18 protein-coding genes and 2 tRNA genes are annotated in these 16,973 nt (G+C 41.3%); 9 read left to right on the forward strand and 11 right to left on the reverse strand.

What is annotated here, in order from left to right:
• Positions 1 to 70: 70 nt before the first annotated feature.
• The 3 genes from fadB to AC25JC_RS11825 all read left to right on the forward strand — a co-directional run bounded on the left by fadB (position 71) and on the right by AC25JC_RS11825 (position 4,500).
• Positions 71 to 2,224, forward strand: coding sequence for a fatty acid oxidation complex subunit alpha FadB (fadB, locus tag AC25JC_RS11815; RefSeq protein WP_180059365.1), 2,154 nt, complete (start codon positions 71 to 73; stop codon positions 2,222 to 2,224).
• A gap of 12 nt (positions 2,225 to 2,236) precedes the next feature.
• Positions 2,237 to 3,409 (forward strand): acetyl-CoA C-acyltransferase FadA, encoded by a 1,173-nt coding sequence (fadA, locus tag AC25JC_RS11820; protein ID WP_180036233.1) that lies wholly within the window; start codon positions 2,237 to 2,239, stop codon positions 3,407 to 3,409.
• Positions 3,410 to 3,813: 404 nt separating this feature from the next.
• Complete coding sequence (locus AC25JC_RS11825) at positions 3,814 to 4,500, forward strand: YidX family protein (RefSeq protein WP_486924093.1); 687 nt, start codon at positions 3,814 to 3,816, stop codon at positions 4,498 to 4,500.
• A gap of 149 nt (positions 4,501 to 4,649) precedes the next feature.
• On the opposite strand, the gene tehB is transcribed toward AC25JC_RS11825, so the two are convergent.
• Entirely contained in the window at positions 4,650 to 5,522 is an 873-nt protein-coding gene (tehB, locus tag AC25JC_RS11830; protein WP_486924094.1) for an SAM-dependent methyltransferase TehB, read from the reverse strand.
• A gap of 297 nt (positions 5,523 to 5,819) precedes the next feature.
• On the opposite strand from tehB, the gene AC25JC_RS11835 reads away from it, so the two are divergent.
• Positions 5,820 to 6,440 (forward strand): hypothetical protein, encoded by a 621-nt coding sequence (locus AC25JC_RS11835; RefSeq protein ID WP_180116107.1) that lies wholly within the window; start codon positions 5,820 to 5,822, stop codon positions 6,438 to 6,440.
• 54 nt (positions 6,441 to 6,494) lie between these two features.
• Here the strand turns inward: AC25JC_RS11835 and AC25JC_RS11840 are convergent, their stop codons facing one another.
• The 10 genes from AC25JC_RS11840 to AC25JC_RS11885 all read right to left on the reverse strand — a co-directional run bounded on the left by AC25JC_RS11840 (position 6,495) and on the right by AC25JC_RS11885 (position 13,298).
• Complete coding sequence (locus AC25JC_RS11840; RefSeq protein ID WP_486924095.1) at positions 6,495 to 7,856, reverse strand: GGDEF domain-containing protein; 1,362 nt, start codon at positions 7,854 to 7,856, stop codon at positions 6,495 to 6,497.
• A 377-nt stretch (positions 7,857 to 8,233) separates the two neighbouring features.
• Positions 8,234 to 8,512, reverse strand: a complete 279-nt coding sequence (locus AC25JC_RS11845) for a hypothetical protein (RefSeq protein ID WP_078190480.1) — start codon at positions 8,510 to 8,512, stop codon at positions 8,234 to 8,236.
• Between the two features lie 79 nt (positions 8,513 to 8,591).
• A complete protein-coding gene (locus AC25JC_RS11850) occupies positions 8,592 to 9,341 on the reverse strand; it encodes a hypothetical protein (RefSeq protein WP_180101567.1) in 750 nt (249 codons plus the stop codon).
• 192 nt (positions 9,342 to 9,533) lie between these two features.
• Positions 9,534 to 10,061 carry a hypothetical protein gene (locus AC25JC_RS11855; RefSeq protein ID WP_257223778.1) on the reverse strand — a complete coding sequence of 176 codons (528 nt, stop codon included), beginning with the start codon at positions 10,059 to 10,061 and terminating at the stop codon, positions 9,534 to 9,536.
• A 193-nt stretch (positions 10,062 to 10,254) separates the two neighbouring features.
• The gene (locus tag AC25JC_RS11860; protein ID WP_486924096.1) at positions 10,255 to 10,989 is read right to left on the reverse strand and encodes a class I SAM-dependent methyltransferase; all 735 of its coding nucleotides are present in this window, start codon (positions 10,987 to 10,989) and stop codon (positions 10,255 to 10,257) included.
• A 105-nt stretch (positions 10,990 to 11,094) separates the two neighbouring features.
• A complete protein-coding gene (locus AC25JC_RS11865; protein ID WP_180116111.1) occupies positions 11,095 to 11,817 on the reverse strand; it encodes a hypothetical protein in 723 nt (240 codons plus the stop codon).
• Positions 11,817 to 12,266 (reverse strand): hypothetical protein, encoded by a 450-nt coding sequence (locus AC25JC_RS11870; RefSeq protein WP_486924097.1) that lies wholly within the window; start codon positions 12,264 to 12,266, stop codon positions 11,817 to 11,819. The genes AC25JC_RS11865 and AC25JC_RS11870 overlap by 1 nt, the downstream gene beginning before the upstream one ends.
• Before the next feature lie 159 nt (positions 12,267 to 12,425).
• Positions 12,426 to 12,501, reverse strand: a tRNA-Phe gene (locus tag AC25JC_RS11875).
• Positions 12,502 to 12,638: 137 nt separating this feature from the next.
• Positions 12,639 to 12,714: transfer RNA gene (locus tag AC25JC_RS11880), tRNA-Phe, on the reverse strand.
• 194 nt (positions 12,715 to 12,908) lie between these two features.
• The gene (locus AC25JC_RS11885) at positions 12,909 to 13,298 is read right to left on the reverse strand and encodes a GNAT family N-acetyltransferase (protein ID WP_078193146.1); all 390 of its coding nucleotides are present in this window, start codon (positions 13,296 to 13,298) and stop codon (positions 12,909 to 12,911) included.
• A gap of 97 nt (positions 13,299 to 13,395) precedes the next feature.
• Between AC25JC_RS11885 and hisB the strand changes: the two genes are divergently transcribed.
• The 5 genes from hisB to AC25JC_RS11910 all read left to right on the forward strand — a co-directional run bounded on the left by hisB (position 13,396) and on the right by AC25JC_RS11910 (position 16,769).
• A complete protein-coding gene (hisB, locus tag AC25JC_RS11890) occupies positions 13,396 to 13,989 on the forward strand; it encodes an imidazoleglycerol-phosphate dehydratase HisB (protein ID WP_180134820.1) in 594 nt (197 codons plus the stop codon).
• On the forward strand, positions 13,989 to 14,606 hold the full coding sequence (gene hisH, locus AC25JC_RS11895) for an imidazole glycerol phosphate synthase subunit HisH (protein ID WP_078193147.1): 618 nt from the start codon (positions 13,989 to 13,991) through the stop codon (positions 14,604 to 14,606). The genes hisB and hisH overlap by 1 nt, the downstream gene beginning before the upstream one ends.
• A 130-nt stretch (positions 14,607 to 14,736) precedes the next feature.
• Entirely contained in the window at positions 14,737 to 15,246 is a 510-nt protein-coding gene (locus AC25JC_RS11900) for a DUF805 domain-containing protein (protein WP_180009276.1), read from the forward strand.
• A gap of 228 nt (positions 15,247 to 15,474) precedes the next feature.
• Entirely contained in the window at positions 15,475 to 15,948 is a 474-nt protein-coding gene (locus AC25JC_RS11905) for a DUF805 domain-containing protein (RefSeq protein ID WP_180035467.1), read from the forward strand.
• 155 nt (positions 15,949 to 16,103) lie between these two features.
• Entirely contained in the window at positions 16,104 to 16,769 is a 666-nt protein-coding gene (locus AC25JC_RS11910; RefSeq protein WP_180116112.1) for a 3'-5' exonuclease, read from the forward strand.
• The last annotated feature ends 204 nt before the right edge of the window (positions 16,770 to 16,973 follow it).

The following is a 16,973-nucleotide window of genomic DNA, read 5'->3' on the forward strand; positions in this document are numbered from 1 at the left end:
TGTACGCAGGAACCGCGTACTCGCTTCACAACATCAACTTAGAAGTCCTCCAAAATAAAGGAGATCAGGCATGATCCACGCTGGCAATGCCATTACCGTCCAAATGCTTTCGGACGGAATTGCAGAATTCCGCTTTGACTTACAAGGTGAGTCGGTCAACAAATTTAACCGCGCAACAATTGAAGATTTTAAAGCTGCAATTGACGCTGTTAAAGCAAACGGTGACATCAAAGGTTTAATCGTTACTTCAGGTAAATCTACATTTATCGTGGGTGCAGATATCACTGAATTCGGTGACAACTTCGCTCAAGGCGAACAAGCGATTGTGGATTGGGCATTGCCTGTTCACGACATCTTCAATGCGTTTGAAGATCTAAACGTTCCTAAAGTTGCTGCAATCAATGGTATGGCATTGGGCGGCGGTTTTGAAATGTGCTTAGTGTGTGACTATCGTGTGATGTCAGAAGCTGCACAAGTTGGCCTTCCAGAAATCAAACTGGGTATCTACCCTGGTTTTGGTGGTACGGTTCGTTTAAGCCGCGTGATTGGTATCGACAATGCGGTTGAATGGATGGCAATGGCTGCACCGAAAAAGCCGGCTGCTGCGCTCAAAGACGGTGCTGTTGATGCAGTTGTTGCTGCAGACAAACTACAAGACGCTGCAATTGACCTTGTGAAACAAGCGATTGCTGGCCGTGTAGACTGGAAAGCAAAACGTCAAGAAAAATTAGATCCTGTTAAATTGAACATGCTTGAACAAATGATGGCATTCAATACAGCGAAAGGTGCAGTTCTTGCTAAAGCAAACCCTGCACAATACCCAGCGCCAAAACTTCTTCTAGACTCATTACAAGCAGGTGCAAGCCTTCCACGTGATGAAGCATTGAAAATCGAAGCGCAAGGTTTTGCTAAAGCGGCTGTGACTCCACAAGCAGGTGCGTTAATTGGTTTATTCCTTAACGACCAAATTGTGAAGAAAACTTCGAAGAAATATGAAAAAGGTGCTCACCCTGTCAACCAAGCTGCTGTACTAGGCGCAGGTATCATGGGTGGTGGTATTGCTTACCAAGCAGCAAGCAAAGGCACACCAATCATCATGAAAGACATTGGTAACCCACAATTGGCGTTAGGTATGTCTGAAGCGAACAAATTGTTGACTAAACAAGTTGATCGCAAAAAAATGACTGCGGCGAAAATGGGTGAAACTCTTGCGCGCATCCGTCCGACTTTAAGCTATGACGAGTTTAAAGAAGTGGACATCGTGATTGAAGCAGTTACAGAGAACCCTAAAGTTAAGGGTATCGTACTTGCTGAAACTGAGAAGAATGTTCGTGAAAACACGATCATTGCGTCTAACACATCAACCATTTCAATCACACGTTTGGCTGAAAACCTAGAGCGTCCTGAAAACTTCGTAGGTATGCACTTCTTTAACCCAGTTCACATGATGCCATTGGTTGAAGTGATCCGTGGTGAAAAGACGTCTGCTGAAGCGATTGCAACGACTGTAGTTCTTGCTCAGAAAATGGGTAAAACCCCAATCGTTGTCAATGACTGCCCGGGCTTCCTTGTAAACCGCGTATTGTTCCCTTACTTCGGTGCATTTGACCTTTTACTGAAAGACGGTGCTGACTTCCAGCAAGTTGATAAAGTGATGGAAAAATTCGGCTGGCCAATGGGTCCTGCTTACCTCATCGACGTTGTGGGTATCGACACAGGCGTACACGGTGCAGAAGTGATGGCGGAAGGTTTCCCTGACCGTATGAAGCCTGACTTCAAAGGTTCAATTCAAACGATGTATGAAGCAAAACGTTTGGGTCAAAAGAATGACGTTGGTTTCTACAAATACGAACTTGACCGTAAAGGTAAGAAAGCCAAAGTGGTTGATCCAGTGGCTTACGAACTTGTGGCTTCTGTTGCAACTGCGGAAAAACGTGAATTTGATGCTCAAGAAATCATTGACCGTATGATGCTGACGTTCTGTAACGAAACTGTTCGTTGCCTAGAAGACAACATCGTAGCGACTGCTGCTGAAGCAGATATGGCGATGATCATGGGTGTAGGTTTCCCTCCATTCCGTGGTGGTCCATGCCGTTACATCGACCAAACAGGTGTCGCTGAATACGTAGCACTTTGCGACAAATATGCGTATTTAGGTAAGGCTTATGAAGCGCCACAAATGTTGCGTGACATGGCTGCTAACAACAAAAAATTCTACGGTTAAGGAGCAACGTGAATGGCTACTTTAAATCCACGTGACGTTGTCATCGTTGATGGCGTACGTTCAGCAATGGGTAAAACCAAAAATGGTATGTTCCGTAACGTCCGTGCTGACAGCTTATCTGCTGAATTAGTACGCGCGCTTGTTGCTCGTAACCAGTTTGATACCAATGAAGTTGAAGACGTAATCTGGGGCTGTGTAAACCAAACCCTAGAGCAAGGTATGAACATTGGTCGTAACATTGCGTTATTGGCTGATCTTCCAAAGACTGTTGCAGGTCAAACAGTGAACCGTCTTTGTGGTTCTTCTATGCAAGCAATCCACACGGCGGCTGCGCAAATTGCAACCAACCAAGGTGATATCTTCATCATTGGTGGTGTAGAGCACATGGGTCACGTTGGCATGATGCACGGCATCGACATCAACCCAGAAGCGTCTAAGCATTATGCAAAAGCGTCTAACATGATGGGCTTAACTGCTGAAATGTTAGGTCGTATGAACGGTATTTCTCGTGAAGAACAAGATGCGTTTGGTGTTGAATCACACCGCCGTGCTTGGGCTGCAACACAAGAAGGTCGTTTCAAAAATGAAATCGTGGGCGTTGAAGGTCACGATGCAAATGGCTTCAAAATTCTGTGCGATATCGATGAAGTGATTCGTCCTGATGCAAACCTTGAAGCATTCCAAGCTTTACGTCCAGTATTCGACCCGAAAGGCGGTACAGTAACTGCTGCAACATCTTCAGCTTTGTCTGATGGTGCTTCTGCAATGTTGCTGATGTCTGCTGAACGTGCTCAAGCTTTAGGTCTTAAGCCACGTGCTGTGATTCGTTCTATGGCGGTTGCAGGCTGTGATGCTGCGATCATGGGTTATGGTCCTGTACCAGCAACTCAAAAAGCGCTTAAACGTGCTGGCTTGTCAATTGCTGATATTCAAACGTTTGAATTGAACGAAGCGTTCGCAGCACAAGGTTTGTCTGTTCTTAAAGGCTTAGGCATTTATGACCAACAAGACCGTGTGAACTTGAACGGTGGTGCGATTGCATTAGGTCACCCATTGGGTTGTTCTGGTGCGCGTATCACAACGACTTTACTGAACGTTATGGAACAGCAAGATACACAAATCGGTCTTGCGACGATGTGTATCGGTCTTGGTCAAGGTATCGCGACGATTATCGAACGTGTTTAATGTTTAGTTAAATACTGAGATAAAAAGAAACCCCGCTTATTGCGGGGTTTTTTTATTTGTTAACTAAACTCACATGAATACATACTGAAAATCCCTTCTCCCTCTAGGATGAGCAGCATGCTCCGCAAGAGGATGAGGGAATTTTTTCATATAAATCCTCTCCCTGAGCGGTATTCTGCGCAAGTCTCCTTAAAAGGAGAGGGAAATTTCATAGTGAAATAAATTTTGTTCAAAAATCTTCAACAATAAACCGTGCTAAACAAACCGTAAAAACGTCTCAGCATATTTTTAAAGTTAATACGTTAATTCTCGATTTTCAGCGATTTTTGAATTATGGTAAGGCCTGAACTAAAACTTAAATATGCATAACAATGATAAATAAACGACTTCACTACCTCTTAAAGATGAGCTGCCTAAGCACTTTTATTTTTCTTACAGCTTGCGCTACAAATAATGAAATCGGTGAACTCTCCCGTGATCTGTTTCAAAAATACGAAACAAAATATGCATGGAGAACAATCCTTGAAGATGATGTGATCGCATTTGGCAAACCCGCTAAAGCAATACCCAATGAACCAATCGATAGCATCGTAGTCGCAGGCAATAAATACAGCTATGTGATCAATAAAGGCGGTGCTGATTTTATTCAACTGATTAGCCAACTCAATCCACAATATATTCGTCTCCATCGAGAACTTGACTTTAATTCTCCGAGCCCGAACAGCACTAAATTTAGCGGAAGCTTTAAATTTTATTATGCGCCTCCCAATGGAACACTAAGTCCTACGGAAAGGGCATTATTCAACCAATATGGCGTAGCACCATGTGATTGTTCAAAGGCAGAACAGCAAGATCATCTCTTTAACTTAGAAATTGCAGGTACGGTTTACCCAAAAGTTGCGAATGCCGCAGATTTAAAGCCCTTAAGCCATCCATATAAGATCCGTATCCAGCATTACGAAGACCAAAGTGGCTATGTCAAAAAGTCAGGGCAGGAAAAATTGGCAGAATTACCACTATTGCCTTTAACACTCACAATCGACATCATTCAATTGCCTTTAAAAGCTTTAGGCTTTATTTATCAGCCTTAAATCAGAGTATGATCATATTCAATTGGTTGAATTTTCTAAGTACACATACACCCTGACTAGCTCAAAAATGGTTCCCTTTTTCCAATTTAAGTAAAGTAAGTGTTGAGTTGATCACCAATCCTTCAACTCAACATCCTACAATTCTTGGCTTAAATTTTCTGCGCCAACAAAGTCGCAAAATGCTGTTGAATCCGCTGCCCTTCGGCATCCACCCGATGCAGCTCACCGACATTTTCATTGTATTTCACAATATTCCAGCCTTCATACAACGCACTTAACTCTCCTGCTTTAAAGCTAAATGGAAAGTCAGGCTGCGCAGGTAAATCAGGCGTATCCATCGCACAGACGATCAGGTTATAGCCATTTACACTTGTCGCTTGCTGCATCTGCTGAATCAGCGGCTTGACTGTATTGGCCTCTAAAAACATCATCACCACGGTACAGCAAATAAAGTCGTATGTACCTGTAATGCTTGGGTCAGCGTTTAGATCACGCTGCTGTACATGAATATTTTCAATGCCTTCCGCAGCGATTACCTCTTCCAGCTTGTACAAACTGTGTGGGTTCACATCCCATGCATCCACCTCAAAACGCTGCTCAGACAACTGACTTAAGTACAGCGAATTACGCCCCTGACCACAGCCGACATCCAAAGCTCGACCACCTTGCAAATATGGTGTTGCTGCCAAAAGTTCTGAGTGTGTTGGGCTGAGCTGATACTTTTTATAAAAATAATCCTGTGCTAAGCAATAAAAACTTAACTGACATTGCACATCGTCACTCGCAGAGACAATCTTGTGCCACGCCTGTGGTTCGATAAACGGCGGTGGTAGGTCTGGACTAAATACATGCGTCGAGAGGACATTTCCAGACGCATCTAACATGGCAAAATTTACTTCACCTTGCAGCACGGTGAGTTTTGCCCATGTGCCTGCTTTGGTATTGTGCTGTTGTTTAAAACCTTGTGGAATCGACTGCTGCGTCCACACAGGGAGCTGTTTATAACAAATAATCTGCTGCATCTGTCGTTATCCCTCATGCGACGTTATTTTTATGCCATACCAATGGCGGAAATGTATATTCACCATAACGGCTTTAACAGTGATTTTAAATCAGCTTTGAATTGAAAATTTCGAATGCTGTGGAATGTACGCTGTTTTTGTTTGTTTTTCTGCGTAACACCATGTTATCCGTTTGTAACATTGGTGGAATATTCACACAATCGAATCCCTCACTCTGTGCCGTGTAACCTAAGTACTGTTGATAAGGCATAAAATTTACAATGCCTTATTTTAACTAAGTTTTATAGAGTGATGACTATGAACGCGATCAAAACTACTTTAGCTGTTGCTTTAGTTGCTGCTACAACTTCTGCTATGGCAACTACTGCTGTAGAACAAAAACCTGCGACTGCTATTGAAGCTGTAAAAGCTCAAGCTGCACAAGCAAAAACTGCAACTGTAGCTGCTGCTCAAGCAACTAAAGATGCTGCTAAAACTCAAGTGGCTGTTGCAGAAAAAGCGACTCAAACTAAAACTTTAACAGTGAAAGAAACCACTAAAGCAAAAACTGCTGACATGAAAAAAGCAGTTGTAGAAAAAGCAGCAGCAACTAAAGAAACTGCAGTTGCAGCAAAAGATGCAACTGTAGCAAAAACTGTAGCGGCTAAAGACGCTGTTGTTGCGAACACTGTTGCAGCAAAAGACGCGACTGTAGCAAAAACTGTAGCAACTAAAGATGCTGTCGTTGCAAAAACTGTTGAAGCAAAAGATGCAGCTGTAGAAAAAGCAACTGATGCAAAAGAAGCTGTTGAAACTAAAACTGAAGAAGTAAAAGCTGAAGCGAAAAAAGACTGTGCTAAAAAATGTGCAGAGAAAAAAGCTGAAGCAGCGAAAGCTGAGAAAAAAGGTTTCTTTTCTTGGTTCAAAAAAGCAGCTTAATCGTTGATTAAATGCTAAAAAAGATGCCTTCTCGGCATCTTTTTTTATGCCGATTTAGACCGCAATGCTGCTTTCTGCCAACGGAATAATCTTTTGATAAACAAACTGATTTTTCCCTTGTGATTTCGCCTGATATAAGCAGGCATCGACATGTTGTAGAGTCGTGGAGTAATTGGATAAACTCAACTGTTGAAACTCGGCCAAGCCCATACTAAAGCTGACATCTAGCCTTAATTGATTTTTTCGAAACGGTACATGTTCACAGCGTTCCAAAATCGTTTCACACAACATTTTACCCTGTTCCAAATCGGCACCTTCAAGCAAAATTAAAAATTCTTCACCGCCCCAGCGACTGATAAAACTCGCGCGTGGACTACAATTTTTTAAGATTTTTGCCAAATGCACCAAAACACTGTCCCCCATTTGGTGTCCATATTGGTCATTAATTTTTTTAAAATTATCGACATCGAGCAAAATGACACAGCCTTTATCAACCGCACCCTCTATAAATATTTGTTCTTTAAAAGCATGGCGATTTTTCAGCCCCGTCAACTCATCGCAAAAACTTACACGTTGCAAAGCCAAATACAGGCGTTTATTTCGTGCATATAGCTCACAAATAAACAGAAAAATGATCAGATAAATACCCAATGCCAAACGATAAGAACTGATCCGCGAGAGCATATGTACCTGTGCATCTGACCAATATTCCCCAGCCAATGGCATGGCACCATACCAGCCACAGATCAGCGTCATTAAACCAATCAGCCAGCAAAAAGTTTTGAGGTCGTATTTGATCGCGTAATAACACATCAATAAAGGCAAGACCATGCAGGCATAGAAGATCTGATCATTTGAGATCACATATTGCACGGCCAATGCCACGATCAGATAGCCATAATCTATCCACGGTACATTCATCCAGCGCTGAACACCAAATAATAAACACACCACAGCCAAACTTGTTGCAAATTGCTCTAGAAAATAATCAACAAAGGCAAAGTATTGGTTGTCCATCTGAAAGCATGCCACGAATAATAGACTGCCTGCAAAAGCACCCACGATACTCGGAACAGTTAGCATCAGGGTTCGTTTAAAGCGGTGCTTTTTTAAATGGCTCAGTGCCAAATAGGCTTTAATAAATACCCAAATTTGAAATGCCGAAATCGCACACAGCAGAAATTTATCCTCTAATGTCTTGGCGGGATCGACCATCAGCGAAGCCACAAAGATCGCACTAAAAGCATAGAGCACGATCAGTAAGTCGTGGCTTAAATGCTTCCGCATTAAAATCATGCCATAGGCAGCGAATGCATTTACCACCCAAACAGGGCTAATGAATAATTCATAGGTATAGCCTATCGACACCAATGAAACCGCACATATGGCAAGCCATAGCAGTATTAATTTTTTCATACGCTAAAAAAATCGTCTCTAAAAATGGCGATAAACCTTTCATTCAAAGCCAATCGGTCTAAGGTTAGAATGATTGCAAGTTCAATACAGCTCAGCTTCTTATGCGTTATGGGCTGCTGGCTAAAAATTTATGTTTAAATTTTCGGCGTATTTTAAGTGATTTAAGTCACACTATTGATTAATAGTTGTATTAAATTTGCAATTTAAACAATCGAAGACTGTTTTTAAAGCCAATGTTTTTTGCGTTATTCATGCTAGTTCGGAACTCAGCTCCCAAATTGATGCTTGATAGCAACAAAAAAGCCATCCGCTAAAGGATGGCTTTCACTTGTATAACATGTCTCGAAGCTGTGCTGAATAATTTGAATGAAAAGGACTTATTTTAATATTTGTAATTGTTCCATCAACCAAGCCATGTATTTATCTTGATCCATAAAGTCAGGGGCCGTCCCTGTATCCAAACTATAAAATTGTTGATTAAATTCAATCACAATTTGTTCAGTCAGATGCCAATCTTCAATCATGCGAAAATACTGACTGAAGAAAAAACGGTTCTTGCCCCAATTGTTTAAACTTTCCAAACGTGGATATTGGCGGTTCGCGATAAAGTCGATATAGACCTGCTGAATATCATCAAAAATCTGAATAGCTCGCATGAGCATGGACCTCTATATGATGTAAAACCCTGCTATAAGCCACTTTATCGCGCAAATTTGAAAGAGTGATGACAGTCAGTTAAAGCTTTTGTTTCAACTCTGAACGGTTCTTTTGGCGGATTTCATCCATTTGCGCATTGAGCGCTAACATCTCTGTATAAAGCTGATTAAACTGCTTTAAAGGCGCATCTTCATAGAACATAAATAATTTATTTTTCTTTTCCCATTTATTGGCTTTCAGCACAGCAAAGAGCTCATCAGCCTTCGCCAAGCTTTGCTTTTCTAACTCAAATAAAGCATGCGACTCATCACTATCACGACTGTCTCTTAAACTCTGGGCAATTTGCTGACGAAACACCTGTTTGACCGCCAACTGTTTGGCCTGAGCTAAACCATTTTCCTCTTGCTGAGTGGTTTTTTGCTCATAAGCATCGACCACAGCATGCACCTGTTGCAGCATTTGCTCAGTCTCTTGATATTGGTTTTTTTTATCTTGCAACAAGCGATCGATGTCGAGAAATTTATCCCAATTCAGTGCTTTAAGATCACGAATATATTGATTCCGCGCTTCTGCACGCTGCAGCATTTGGCTCAAAATAAAATCCGACATGATTTTATAATCACCCGTTAGCCGTGCATCTGTCACATTGAGTTGTATCGGCTCTTCCCAGTGCTGAGCTTGCTGAAAAATTTGCTCGGTTTTTTCGCGCAAAACCGTTTCATAGGTCGAGAGTTGCACAGCTTCTTTTTGCTGTACTGAATATTGATAAAACATCCATCCAAAGACCAATACCGTAGCACTGGCTAAGACAACAAAGATACGCGGCATAATGAGCTCCGAATGCCCTTTTATTCAGTTTAACCAAAAGTTTGAAGGTTGACGATAAAATAGCCATGCTTTTTAAGGAGGCTATTTGAAAACATCAATGTAAATAGACTTAAATTACGCATGCCATCAAAACGAAAATTCATGGATAAAACATGAATTTTCGCCTTCAATTTACTGTAGAGATGTATTCGATTATGGGGTCTTGATCGGATTGGTATTTAACTGACGGTCAATATTGCCAAGATTGATTTGATCACGACTGATTTGCACATTGGTTGCATTACGGTCTATCCCAAAGGGTTGCAACATAATATATAAACCATTGCGTGGGTCAGAAGACTGTAAACCTGCGGCAATATCCAAAACATGCTGCTGCATCAAAGGTGATAAATTCGACATATCAGGCACTGCTGTGGCAGGCAAGACATCTACATTTGACACGATTGTTGCATCGACACCTTTGTTTTGCGTATCGCGCTCAAGTTGCATCACCCGTTGCTGTAAAGCTTTACGGCGATCCACCTGCTCTTGATACTCAACAATGCCCGTCTCTGCACGCATTTCACGCTCTGCCATAATGGTTAAAGCAGGCATCTGAATAGCTTGTTGTTCGGTATCCTCAACTTTTGTAGTGGCTTTTTCCGCAGCCAAAGTACACATAGCCGTCATTGCTGCACTAACAAAAACCAAAACGGAAACAGATTTAGAGAGATTCATCATGTTCATTCCGAGAGATTTAAAAATAGAAAATTGAAAAAATTTACACTGCTATTATTGTACAACAATTAATCAATTCACTAGATTTAACCCCGACAAACGGCACGAAAGTACAGCCGATTCAAACCTCACATTGCTCATTCTAGACTTAAGATTTCATCCTTTATCTATCTATATTGCGGCTACTTTTTCTTTTTTATACGGTCCCGATTCTTAATAGCACAGGAAATGACAAAGCAAACTCTTGCTGCGGATGGCGGCTAAAGAAGTCGTTCAAAGCTGCACACGGTTGATGTGTTGGATGTTGCTGTTGATAGTGTTTTAATCCAGACCATGTGTGCAAATAGTCTAAAATTTGCTGTGCACTCCACCTATAATTTAAAAACAGTTGAGGTGTCGCTAACTCCTGAAATGGAAACGGAATACTGCGATATTCTTCGTCGATGTAACGACGTTCAGCATCCCAATAGCCTTTTAAGGTGACAAAATACAGATCCTGTAAAAGCTGGTTAAATTCTGCATATTCAAATTGAATCAGACCATAGCCCACAATGGCGATGTGACCATGGGGTTTCAATACTCGTCGTACTTCTGCATAAAAGGCAGCAAAATCGAACCAATGAATCGCTTGCGCGACTGTGATTAAATCCACTGAATGGTCAGCAAGCGGACAATGTTCTGCGCTAGCTTGCTCATAACGTACATTGTCTAAATTGGGTGCTTGTGCCAATTGTTCGGCACTCAGATCTGTCGCTAAAACCTGTTGAAAATAGGACGCCAAACCTTTGGTAAATTGACCTGAACCTGCACCACAGTCCCATGCCAGTTCACGCACGGCAACATGCTGCAAGATGCTATCGACGACTTCAGCAGAATAACTTGGACGTGATTGTTGATACAGCGCACTCCCTGTAGAGAAAAGGTCTTTCATTGTAAAAATTCATTATTTATTTTTTTATCAGTTTAATCGAATTTTTAGGGTCGGAAACTAGCACTTAAGTCCTAGCTTCAGCGATAAAATTTGAGCTTCAAATATTTACTCAATCACGTGCTGTATATAAAAACTGGTCTGTGCAATCGGGCTTAATTGATCATTCATTTGATAATATTTCACATCATAGTGCCCTGGCTTCCAGCCAGCGACAGGACTAAAACTGACCCAATTCTGTTCACGCTGAGCACTAATCCGTTGAGGCATAAAAAACAGCACTTCTCCAGTAGATTGATCGCTCCAACGTACAAAAACCTGCTCACTATTCGGAGTTTTTCCTAAAGTATCAAAGTGAGCAAACAACTGCTGTTCTGCATAAATGTCACGCGGCAGTACATTTTCAACCCCGTATTCTTGTTGTGCCATAACCGTGGCTCGTCCACTCATAGGCTCATGAGGATTATTTTTTGCATCAACAAATTCGCGTACAAGATGCTTTGCAAATTCGCGTTTGTTTTTTATTGCCGATAAATCATAGCTAGGAAAGGCTTGTTTTAAATATTGGTCCAACTGTTGTGGTGTCGCCTGATCAATGACGGCATTCACCTGAGTCATTTGATTTTTGAGTTGCTGTTGTAATTCGATATTATTTTCAGACTGCTCAGGTATATTCTGCTGAAAATTTTGAATAAACCTATTCCCTGTCTGATCTCTATTACTTTCTATAACTGTAGGATCATCAGATACAGTATTAGACGGGGCTATTAAATAGCCCAATCCCAAACAGACGAGGCCAATCAACATTGGCACAATGAATTTCATCAGCATTAATTACAGGTAATCGTTTCCGTCACGTTATTCGCCAGCGTGATTTTCAAACTTCCATTTGTAAATAATGCTCCCTGATTCACTTCTTCTTTAGTTCGATTACTGCCTGACAATAATCTTAATCCTTCTGATGTACAGATTCCTGTCTGGGTATCATTTGTTAGCTTTAATACACAGCCTGCTGTTATCACTTTATGGGTATTTGCTACAGGTTGAGTACATATTGCCGTGATCACATTTGTAGACGGTGTTTTAAGATCACACGCTGAACAATCTCGACTTGCACTACCGCATGCATTTGCTGCTTTTTCACTGCGGCAAATATAGGTTTGAGTACCAAAAGTAAATTCTTTTTCAAATGATGAATTAAAACTCCCACTGCTTCCACCGCCACATGCTGTTAATACAGCGCTTGTGATTACGGTTAAAGCCATTAACATTTTTTTCATATGCATTGTCATACCTTTTATTTTTTAAAAAAATTTTTTTTAACTATCAGTCAAATTATATTCGGTAGATTGTAGCAGTTAAACCGTGCAAAATATCAACAACTAAAAAACAACAGGCAAAAAAAAACCTCAAACAATGGTTTGAGGTTTTTTCGAATATGGTGGCGAGACCCAGGATCGAACTGGGGACACACGGATTTTCAATCCGTTGCTCTACCTACTGAGCTATCACGCCGATGCGGTGTATTAAGCCGTATCTCAGTTAATTAGTCAATCATATTTATAAAAATATTTTTCGTATGCATATTTTTTAGGCAAAAAAAATCCCTGATGGGATCAGGGATTGATAAACTGAAAAATCAGTTTTGAATATGGTGGCGAGACCCAGGATCGAACTGGGGACACACGGATTTTCAATCCGTTGCTCTACCTACTGAGCTATCACGCCGATGGAGCGTATTAAACAATTTAAGCTGAATGCCGTCAAGCATAAGCATGGGCTTTTTTCTCAAATGTTTATTTTTAAATCAATATTTCACACTAATCGCTTACTTTTTGTCTTATTTACATTTAAGTCTGAGTCAATTTAATTATTCAGACGAAAAAAAGACAGCACGGAGACTGTCTTTTAAAAATTGAACTTTACTCAACTACGTCAATTTTACCAATGTGTGCTAAACAACGATGAATCGCGCCACAACCTGGCTCGAAAGTTTTTACACCTTTTTCTTCCTCCATACGTGTCGCTTCACTCACTAGACGTTCTGCAACACCACGCCCACGATTTGCTGGGTGTACCACAATATATTCAAGGGTTTTGCTTTCACCTTGGCCTGTACACCAAATCGCGCCAATCAATTTTGTATTAAATTCTGCAGTATAAACTAAGGTATACTGAGCTAAGTTCTGCTCAAGTTGTTCAATCGCATCGGAACCGTCGCTAAACTCAGGGCTGGTGTCATACAGTCGCTCAAGCTGGCTGCGCACTTCATCATTTTCCAAAGAAGTATAGGCATGTACGGTAATAGGCATTGATAAACCCTCCTGAGCAATCTAATATGCGGTGACTTTTCGTCACAGCGAAAATATTTTTACATCAATCATTTTGACGTATTTGAGGAACGTGTCTATGACAGATCGTATCAGTGAAGTGGTAAGAAACACCAACGAAACCAAAATTCGAGTTCGTGTGAATCTTGATGGTACTGGTCAAGGCACTTTAAACACTGGTGTTCCATTTTTAGATCATATGATTGATCAAATCAAGCGACATGGTCTGTTTGATATTGATATTCATTGTGATGGCGATCTTGAAATTGACGATCATCATACCGTAGAAGACTGTGGGATTACACTTGGCCAAGCCTTTGCTCAAGCATTAGGCGATAAAAAAGGCTTACGTCGCTACGGTCACTTCTATGCGCCGCTCGATGAATCACTGAGTCGTGTTGTGGTGGATTTATCTGGCCGTCCGGGTCTTTGGATGGATATTCCATTCACTCGCGCACGCATCGGGACTTTTGATGTGGATCTTTTCTCTGAATTTTTCCAAGGTTTTGTGAACCATGCGTTAATGACGCTGCACATCGACAACCTAAAAGGCAAAAACAGCCACCACCAAATTGAAAGCGTATTTAAAGCCTTTGCCCGTGCATTACGTATGGCGTGTGAAGTTGACCCGCGTGCCGAAAATACTGTTGCGTCTACCAAAGGAACATTGTAATGACCCGTATTGCCCTTCTTGACTATGGCATGGGAAATCTTCACTCAGCAGCAAAAGCCCTCGAACACGTGGGTGCAACTGTTGATGTCACCAATGATCCTAAGCTGATTGCACAAGCAGATAAAATTGTGTTCCCCGGTGTGGGAGCAATGCGTGACTGTATGCAAGGCATGCATGATGCAGGGATTGATGAAGTCGTCCGTAAAGCGGCATTTAATAAACCTGTGCTTGCGATCTGTGTCGGCATGCAAGCCCTAATGCAGCATTCCGAAGAAAATGGCGGTGCAGATGCATTGGGTATTTTTGAAGGTTCGGTTAAACGCTTCCCTGATGTAGAGGGATTAAAAGTGCCGCACATGGGCTGGAACCAAGTGCATCAGGCAGACCCAAGCCACCCGATGTGGAAAAACATTGAGCAAGATGCACGTTTCTATTTCGTACATAGCTTCTATGTAGAGCCGCAAGACTCAAGCATTGTCGCTGCTACCTGTGACTATGGTTTGGAATTTTGTACCGCAATTCACAAGGAAAACTTGTTTGCGACACAATTTCACCCAGAAAAAAGTCATACAGCCGGTCTGCAATTGCTGAAAAACTTTGTGGAATGGGATATTTAAAATTCCTTCACCGCAAAAAAGCCCGCTCCTTGCGGGCTTTTTTGTACTGTTTATTTTTCATCCTTTTATTTTCTACATATTCATTTTAGAATTTGCCTACTTATAAAAATACCAAAGCCTAGGAATAATAATGAATACATTCACATCTGACTCACCGACCCAAGCCAGTGGCCGCTTTAGCCGGCGCGCATATCTTGCATGGAATCTACTTCTCGGCATTATTTTTACGCTAATTGCTGTTGTAGTCGGCCTGCTCATACCCGGTGCGCAAAATGCGTTGACTGAGGGTGCAATGTCGACGCCACTCATGATTATTTTCTTTATCATGTATGCGATCGTCATTTATTACAGCGTCATTTTCTTAATCCGTCGTTTACATGACCGAGACCATTCTGGATGGCTTGCACTGCTGATCTTAGTTCCTGTAGTGAATATATTATTTGCGCTCTATGTGTTATTTGCACCGGGTAATAGCGGTAGTAATAGCTTTGGACAACCACGCCCGACCAAAGGCTGGGAAACAGTGCTGGCTGTTTTGTATATCGTGGTGTTTATAGTCGGGATACTTGCTGCGATCATGATTCCGTCTTACCAAAACTATGTGATCCGCTCTCAGCAAACCACGATTCAACAACAATAATGATAAATCATTAAATGCCGCCTAGATCGCTCTAAACAGCAATACATCTACTCAAACAAGCTCACACATGTGGGCTTTTTTTGTACTTTACCTTTATAATCAACGCGCTTTTTATGTTCAGGATCAAATCCTGTACTTTTTCACATTTTTATGTCGTTTTTAGCTCAATTTTTGCGGTTAAAAATGAATGATAACTATACTTTTTACGATAATTTAAGATCATTTAATATGAATAATTCACCCAATATAAACTCTGGTTGGAACCGTGACGGTCGTTTTAATCGCATGTCTTTTATCGGTTGGAATGTCTTCTATGGCCTCATGCTGAGCATATTGATGCTACTGATCGTCAGCATGATGCCCAATACCCTCAATGCCCTAATAGCTCATGCTGAAAATCCAATGACGCAAGTGATTGGATTGATCCTAAATATTTTAATGCTGATCCCTTTGATGATTTTTTCAGTGCGTCGTTTGCATGACTTTAATCTCTCAGGCTGGTTTGCACTCTTAGAGCTGATTCCGTTGCTCAATATCGTCATGTGCATTGCGCTGATGCTCATCCCGGGGTCTGCAAATGCCAATCAATATGGCGAGCCACGTACATCCAAAACATGGGAAGTGGTCCTCGCCTTTCTCTTTATCGGTTTATTCTTACTGATCTTGGTAAATGTATTATTTACTGCGCGTTTTCTATTTTAAGTCGTCACTGACTTGAAGCCTATTGGTCACTGTCATAGCAACGCGCTATGACAGGCAGGTGAGTCAATGGCTCATGCTCAACGCCACATCTCGGTATTTGCATTTCCCTACTAAACACTCTAGGCTGCAACAACAAGCCTTTGAATTGAATCACAATGACTGATGCTTTACTGACACCTATTTTGCCAACAAAAGAACAGATTAAAGATTTTCCATTGTTCCAAAATTTAGTGCCAGAGCAGATCCATGTCATTCACAATGCCGAACAATGCCAACACTGGTCCGATGAATTACAGACAACTGCCTTATTCGGTTTCGACTCTGAATCTAAGCCGACTTTTCGTAAAGGTGAGGTCTCTACCGGCCCACATTTAATCCAACTCGCGACGGCGCAACAGGCATGGTTGTTTCAAATGAACGAATGCACTTGGGATTTTTTAAGACCAATCTTGAGTAATCGTGATCAAATTAAAGTAGGTTTTGGCTTAAAAAATGATGCACATTTATTTCGTAAAAAAGGCATCGAACTGAATAGTGTATTGGAACTCTCCAAGTGCTTTGCTTCTTTTGGCTTAACCCAACCCGTCGGTTTAAAAAATGCCATGGCACTGCTTTTTCGTGTGAATTTTCCAAAATCTAAATCGGTCAGCACCTCGAATTGGGCCAAAAAGCGCTTAAATCCAGAACAAATTCGTTATGCCGCTGCCGATGCCTATGCCCCTGTTTTGGTCTTTGAAGAATTATTACAACGTGGCTTATTACCTAAAACCATTCCCAATACGTCTCTCAAACTAAGAATTCGTCCGCACATGAAATTTTAAATCCTTAATTATTTTAATGATTTAATTTATGTTCAGCGATGTAACCACTCTGTAACTGGATATTGCCCCAATCTATGGCATGACCAAGTGCAAAGATCGGCTGAAGAGTGCCAATGAATTTGCAGTTTATTTGCGCTAAAGATTTGAACAGTACGTTATTGCTTTAAAAATAGTCACAGCACAGCCTAAAAACAATAAATTTGC

The sequence above is a fragment of the Acinetobacter sp. P37 genome (assembly GCF_057480965.1).

Excerpts from the sequence above, each read along its gene's own strand:
- AC25JC_RS11905 (WP_180035467.1), top strand. The coding sequence starts at position 15,475 with ATGAATAATTCACCCAATATAAACTCTGGTTGGAACCGTGACGGTCGT.
- tehB (WP_486924094.1), bottom strand. The coding sequence starts at position 5,522 with ATGCAGCAGATTATTTGTTATAAACAGCTCCCTGTGTGGACGCAGCAG.
- AC25JC_RS11885 (WP_078193146.1), bottom strand. The coding sequence starts at position 13,298 with ATGCCTATTACCGTACATGCCTATACTTCTTTGGAAAATGATGAAGTG.
- AC25JC_RS11835 (WP_180116107.1), top strand. The coding sequence starts at position 5,820 with ATGAACGCGATCAAAACTACTTTAGCTGTTGCTTTAGTTGCTGCTACA.
- AC25JC_RS11870 (WP_486924097.1), bottom strand. The coding sequence starts at position 12,266 with ATGAAAAAAATGTTAATGGCTTTAACCGTAATCACAAGCGCTGTATTA.
- hisH (WP_078193147.1), top strand. The coding sequence starts at position 13,989 with ATGACCCGTATTGCCCTTCTTGACTATGGCATGGGAAATCTTCACTCA.
- AC25JC_RS11910 (WP_180116112.1), top strand. The coding sequence starts at position 16,104 with ATGACTGATGCTTTACTGACACCTATTTTGCCAACAAAAGAACAGATT.
- fadB (WP_180059365.1), top strand. The coding sequence starts at position 71 with ATGATCCACGCTGGCAATGCCATTACCGTCCAAATGCTTTCGGACGGA.
- AC25JC_RS11865 (WP_180116111.1), bottom strand. The coding sequence starts at position 11,817 with ATGCTGATGAAATTCATTGTGCCAATGTTGATTGGCCTCGTCTGTTTG.
- hisB (WP_180134820.1), top strand. The coding sequence starts at position 13,396 with ATGACAGATCGTATCAGTGAAGTGGTAAGAAACACCAACGAAACCAAA.
- AC25JC_RS11860 (WP_486924096.1), bottom strand. The coding sequence starts at position 10,989 with ATGAAAGACCTTTTCTCTACAGGGAGTGCGCTGTATCAACAATCACGT.
- fadA (WP_180036233.1), top strand. The coding sequence starts at position 2,237 with ATGGCTACTTTAAATCCACGTGACGTTGTCATCGTTGATGGCGTACGT.
- AC25JC_RS11840 (WP_486924095.1), bottom strand. The coding sequence starts at position 7,856 with ATGAAAAAATTAATACTGCTATGGCTTGCCATATGTGCGGTTTCATTG.
- AC25JC_RS11850 (WP_180101567.1), bottom strand. The coding sequence starts at position 9,341 with ATGCCGCGTATCTTTGTTGTCTTAGCCAGTGCTACGGTATTGGTCTTT.
- AC25JC_RS11825 (WP_486924093.1), top strand. The coding sequence starts at position 3,814 with ATGAGCTGCCTAAGCACTTTTATTTTTCTTACAGCTTGCGCTACAAAT.
- AC25JC_RS11855 (WP_257223778.1), bottom strand. The coding sequence starts at position 10,061 with ATGATGAATCTCTCTAAATCTGTTTCCGTTTTGGTTTTTGTTAGTGCA.
- AC25JC_RS11900 (WP_180009276.1), top strand. The coding sequence starts at position 14,737 with ATGAATACATTCACATCTGACTCACCGACCCAAGCCAGTGGCCGCTTT.
- AC25JC_RS11845 (WP_078190480.1), bottom strand. The coding sequence starts at position 8,512 with ATGCGAGCTATTCAGATTTTTGATGATATTCAGCAGGTCTATATCGAC.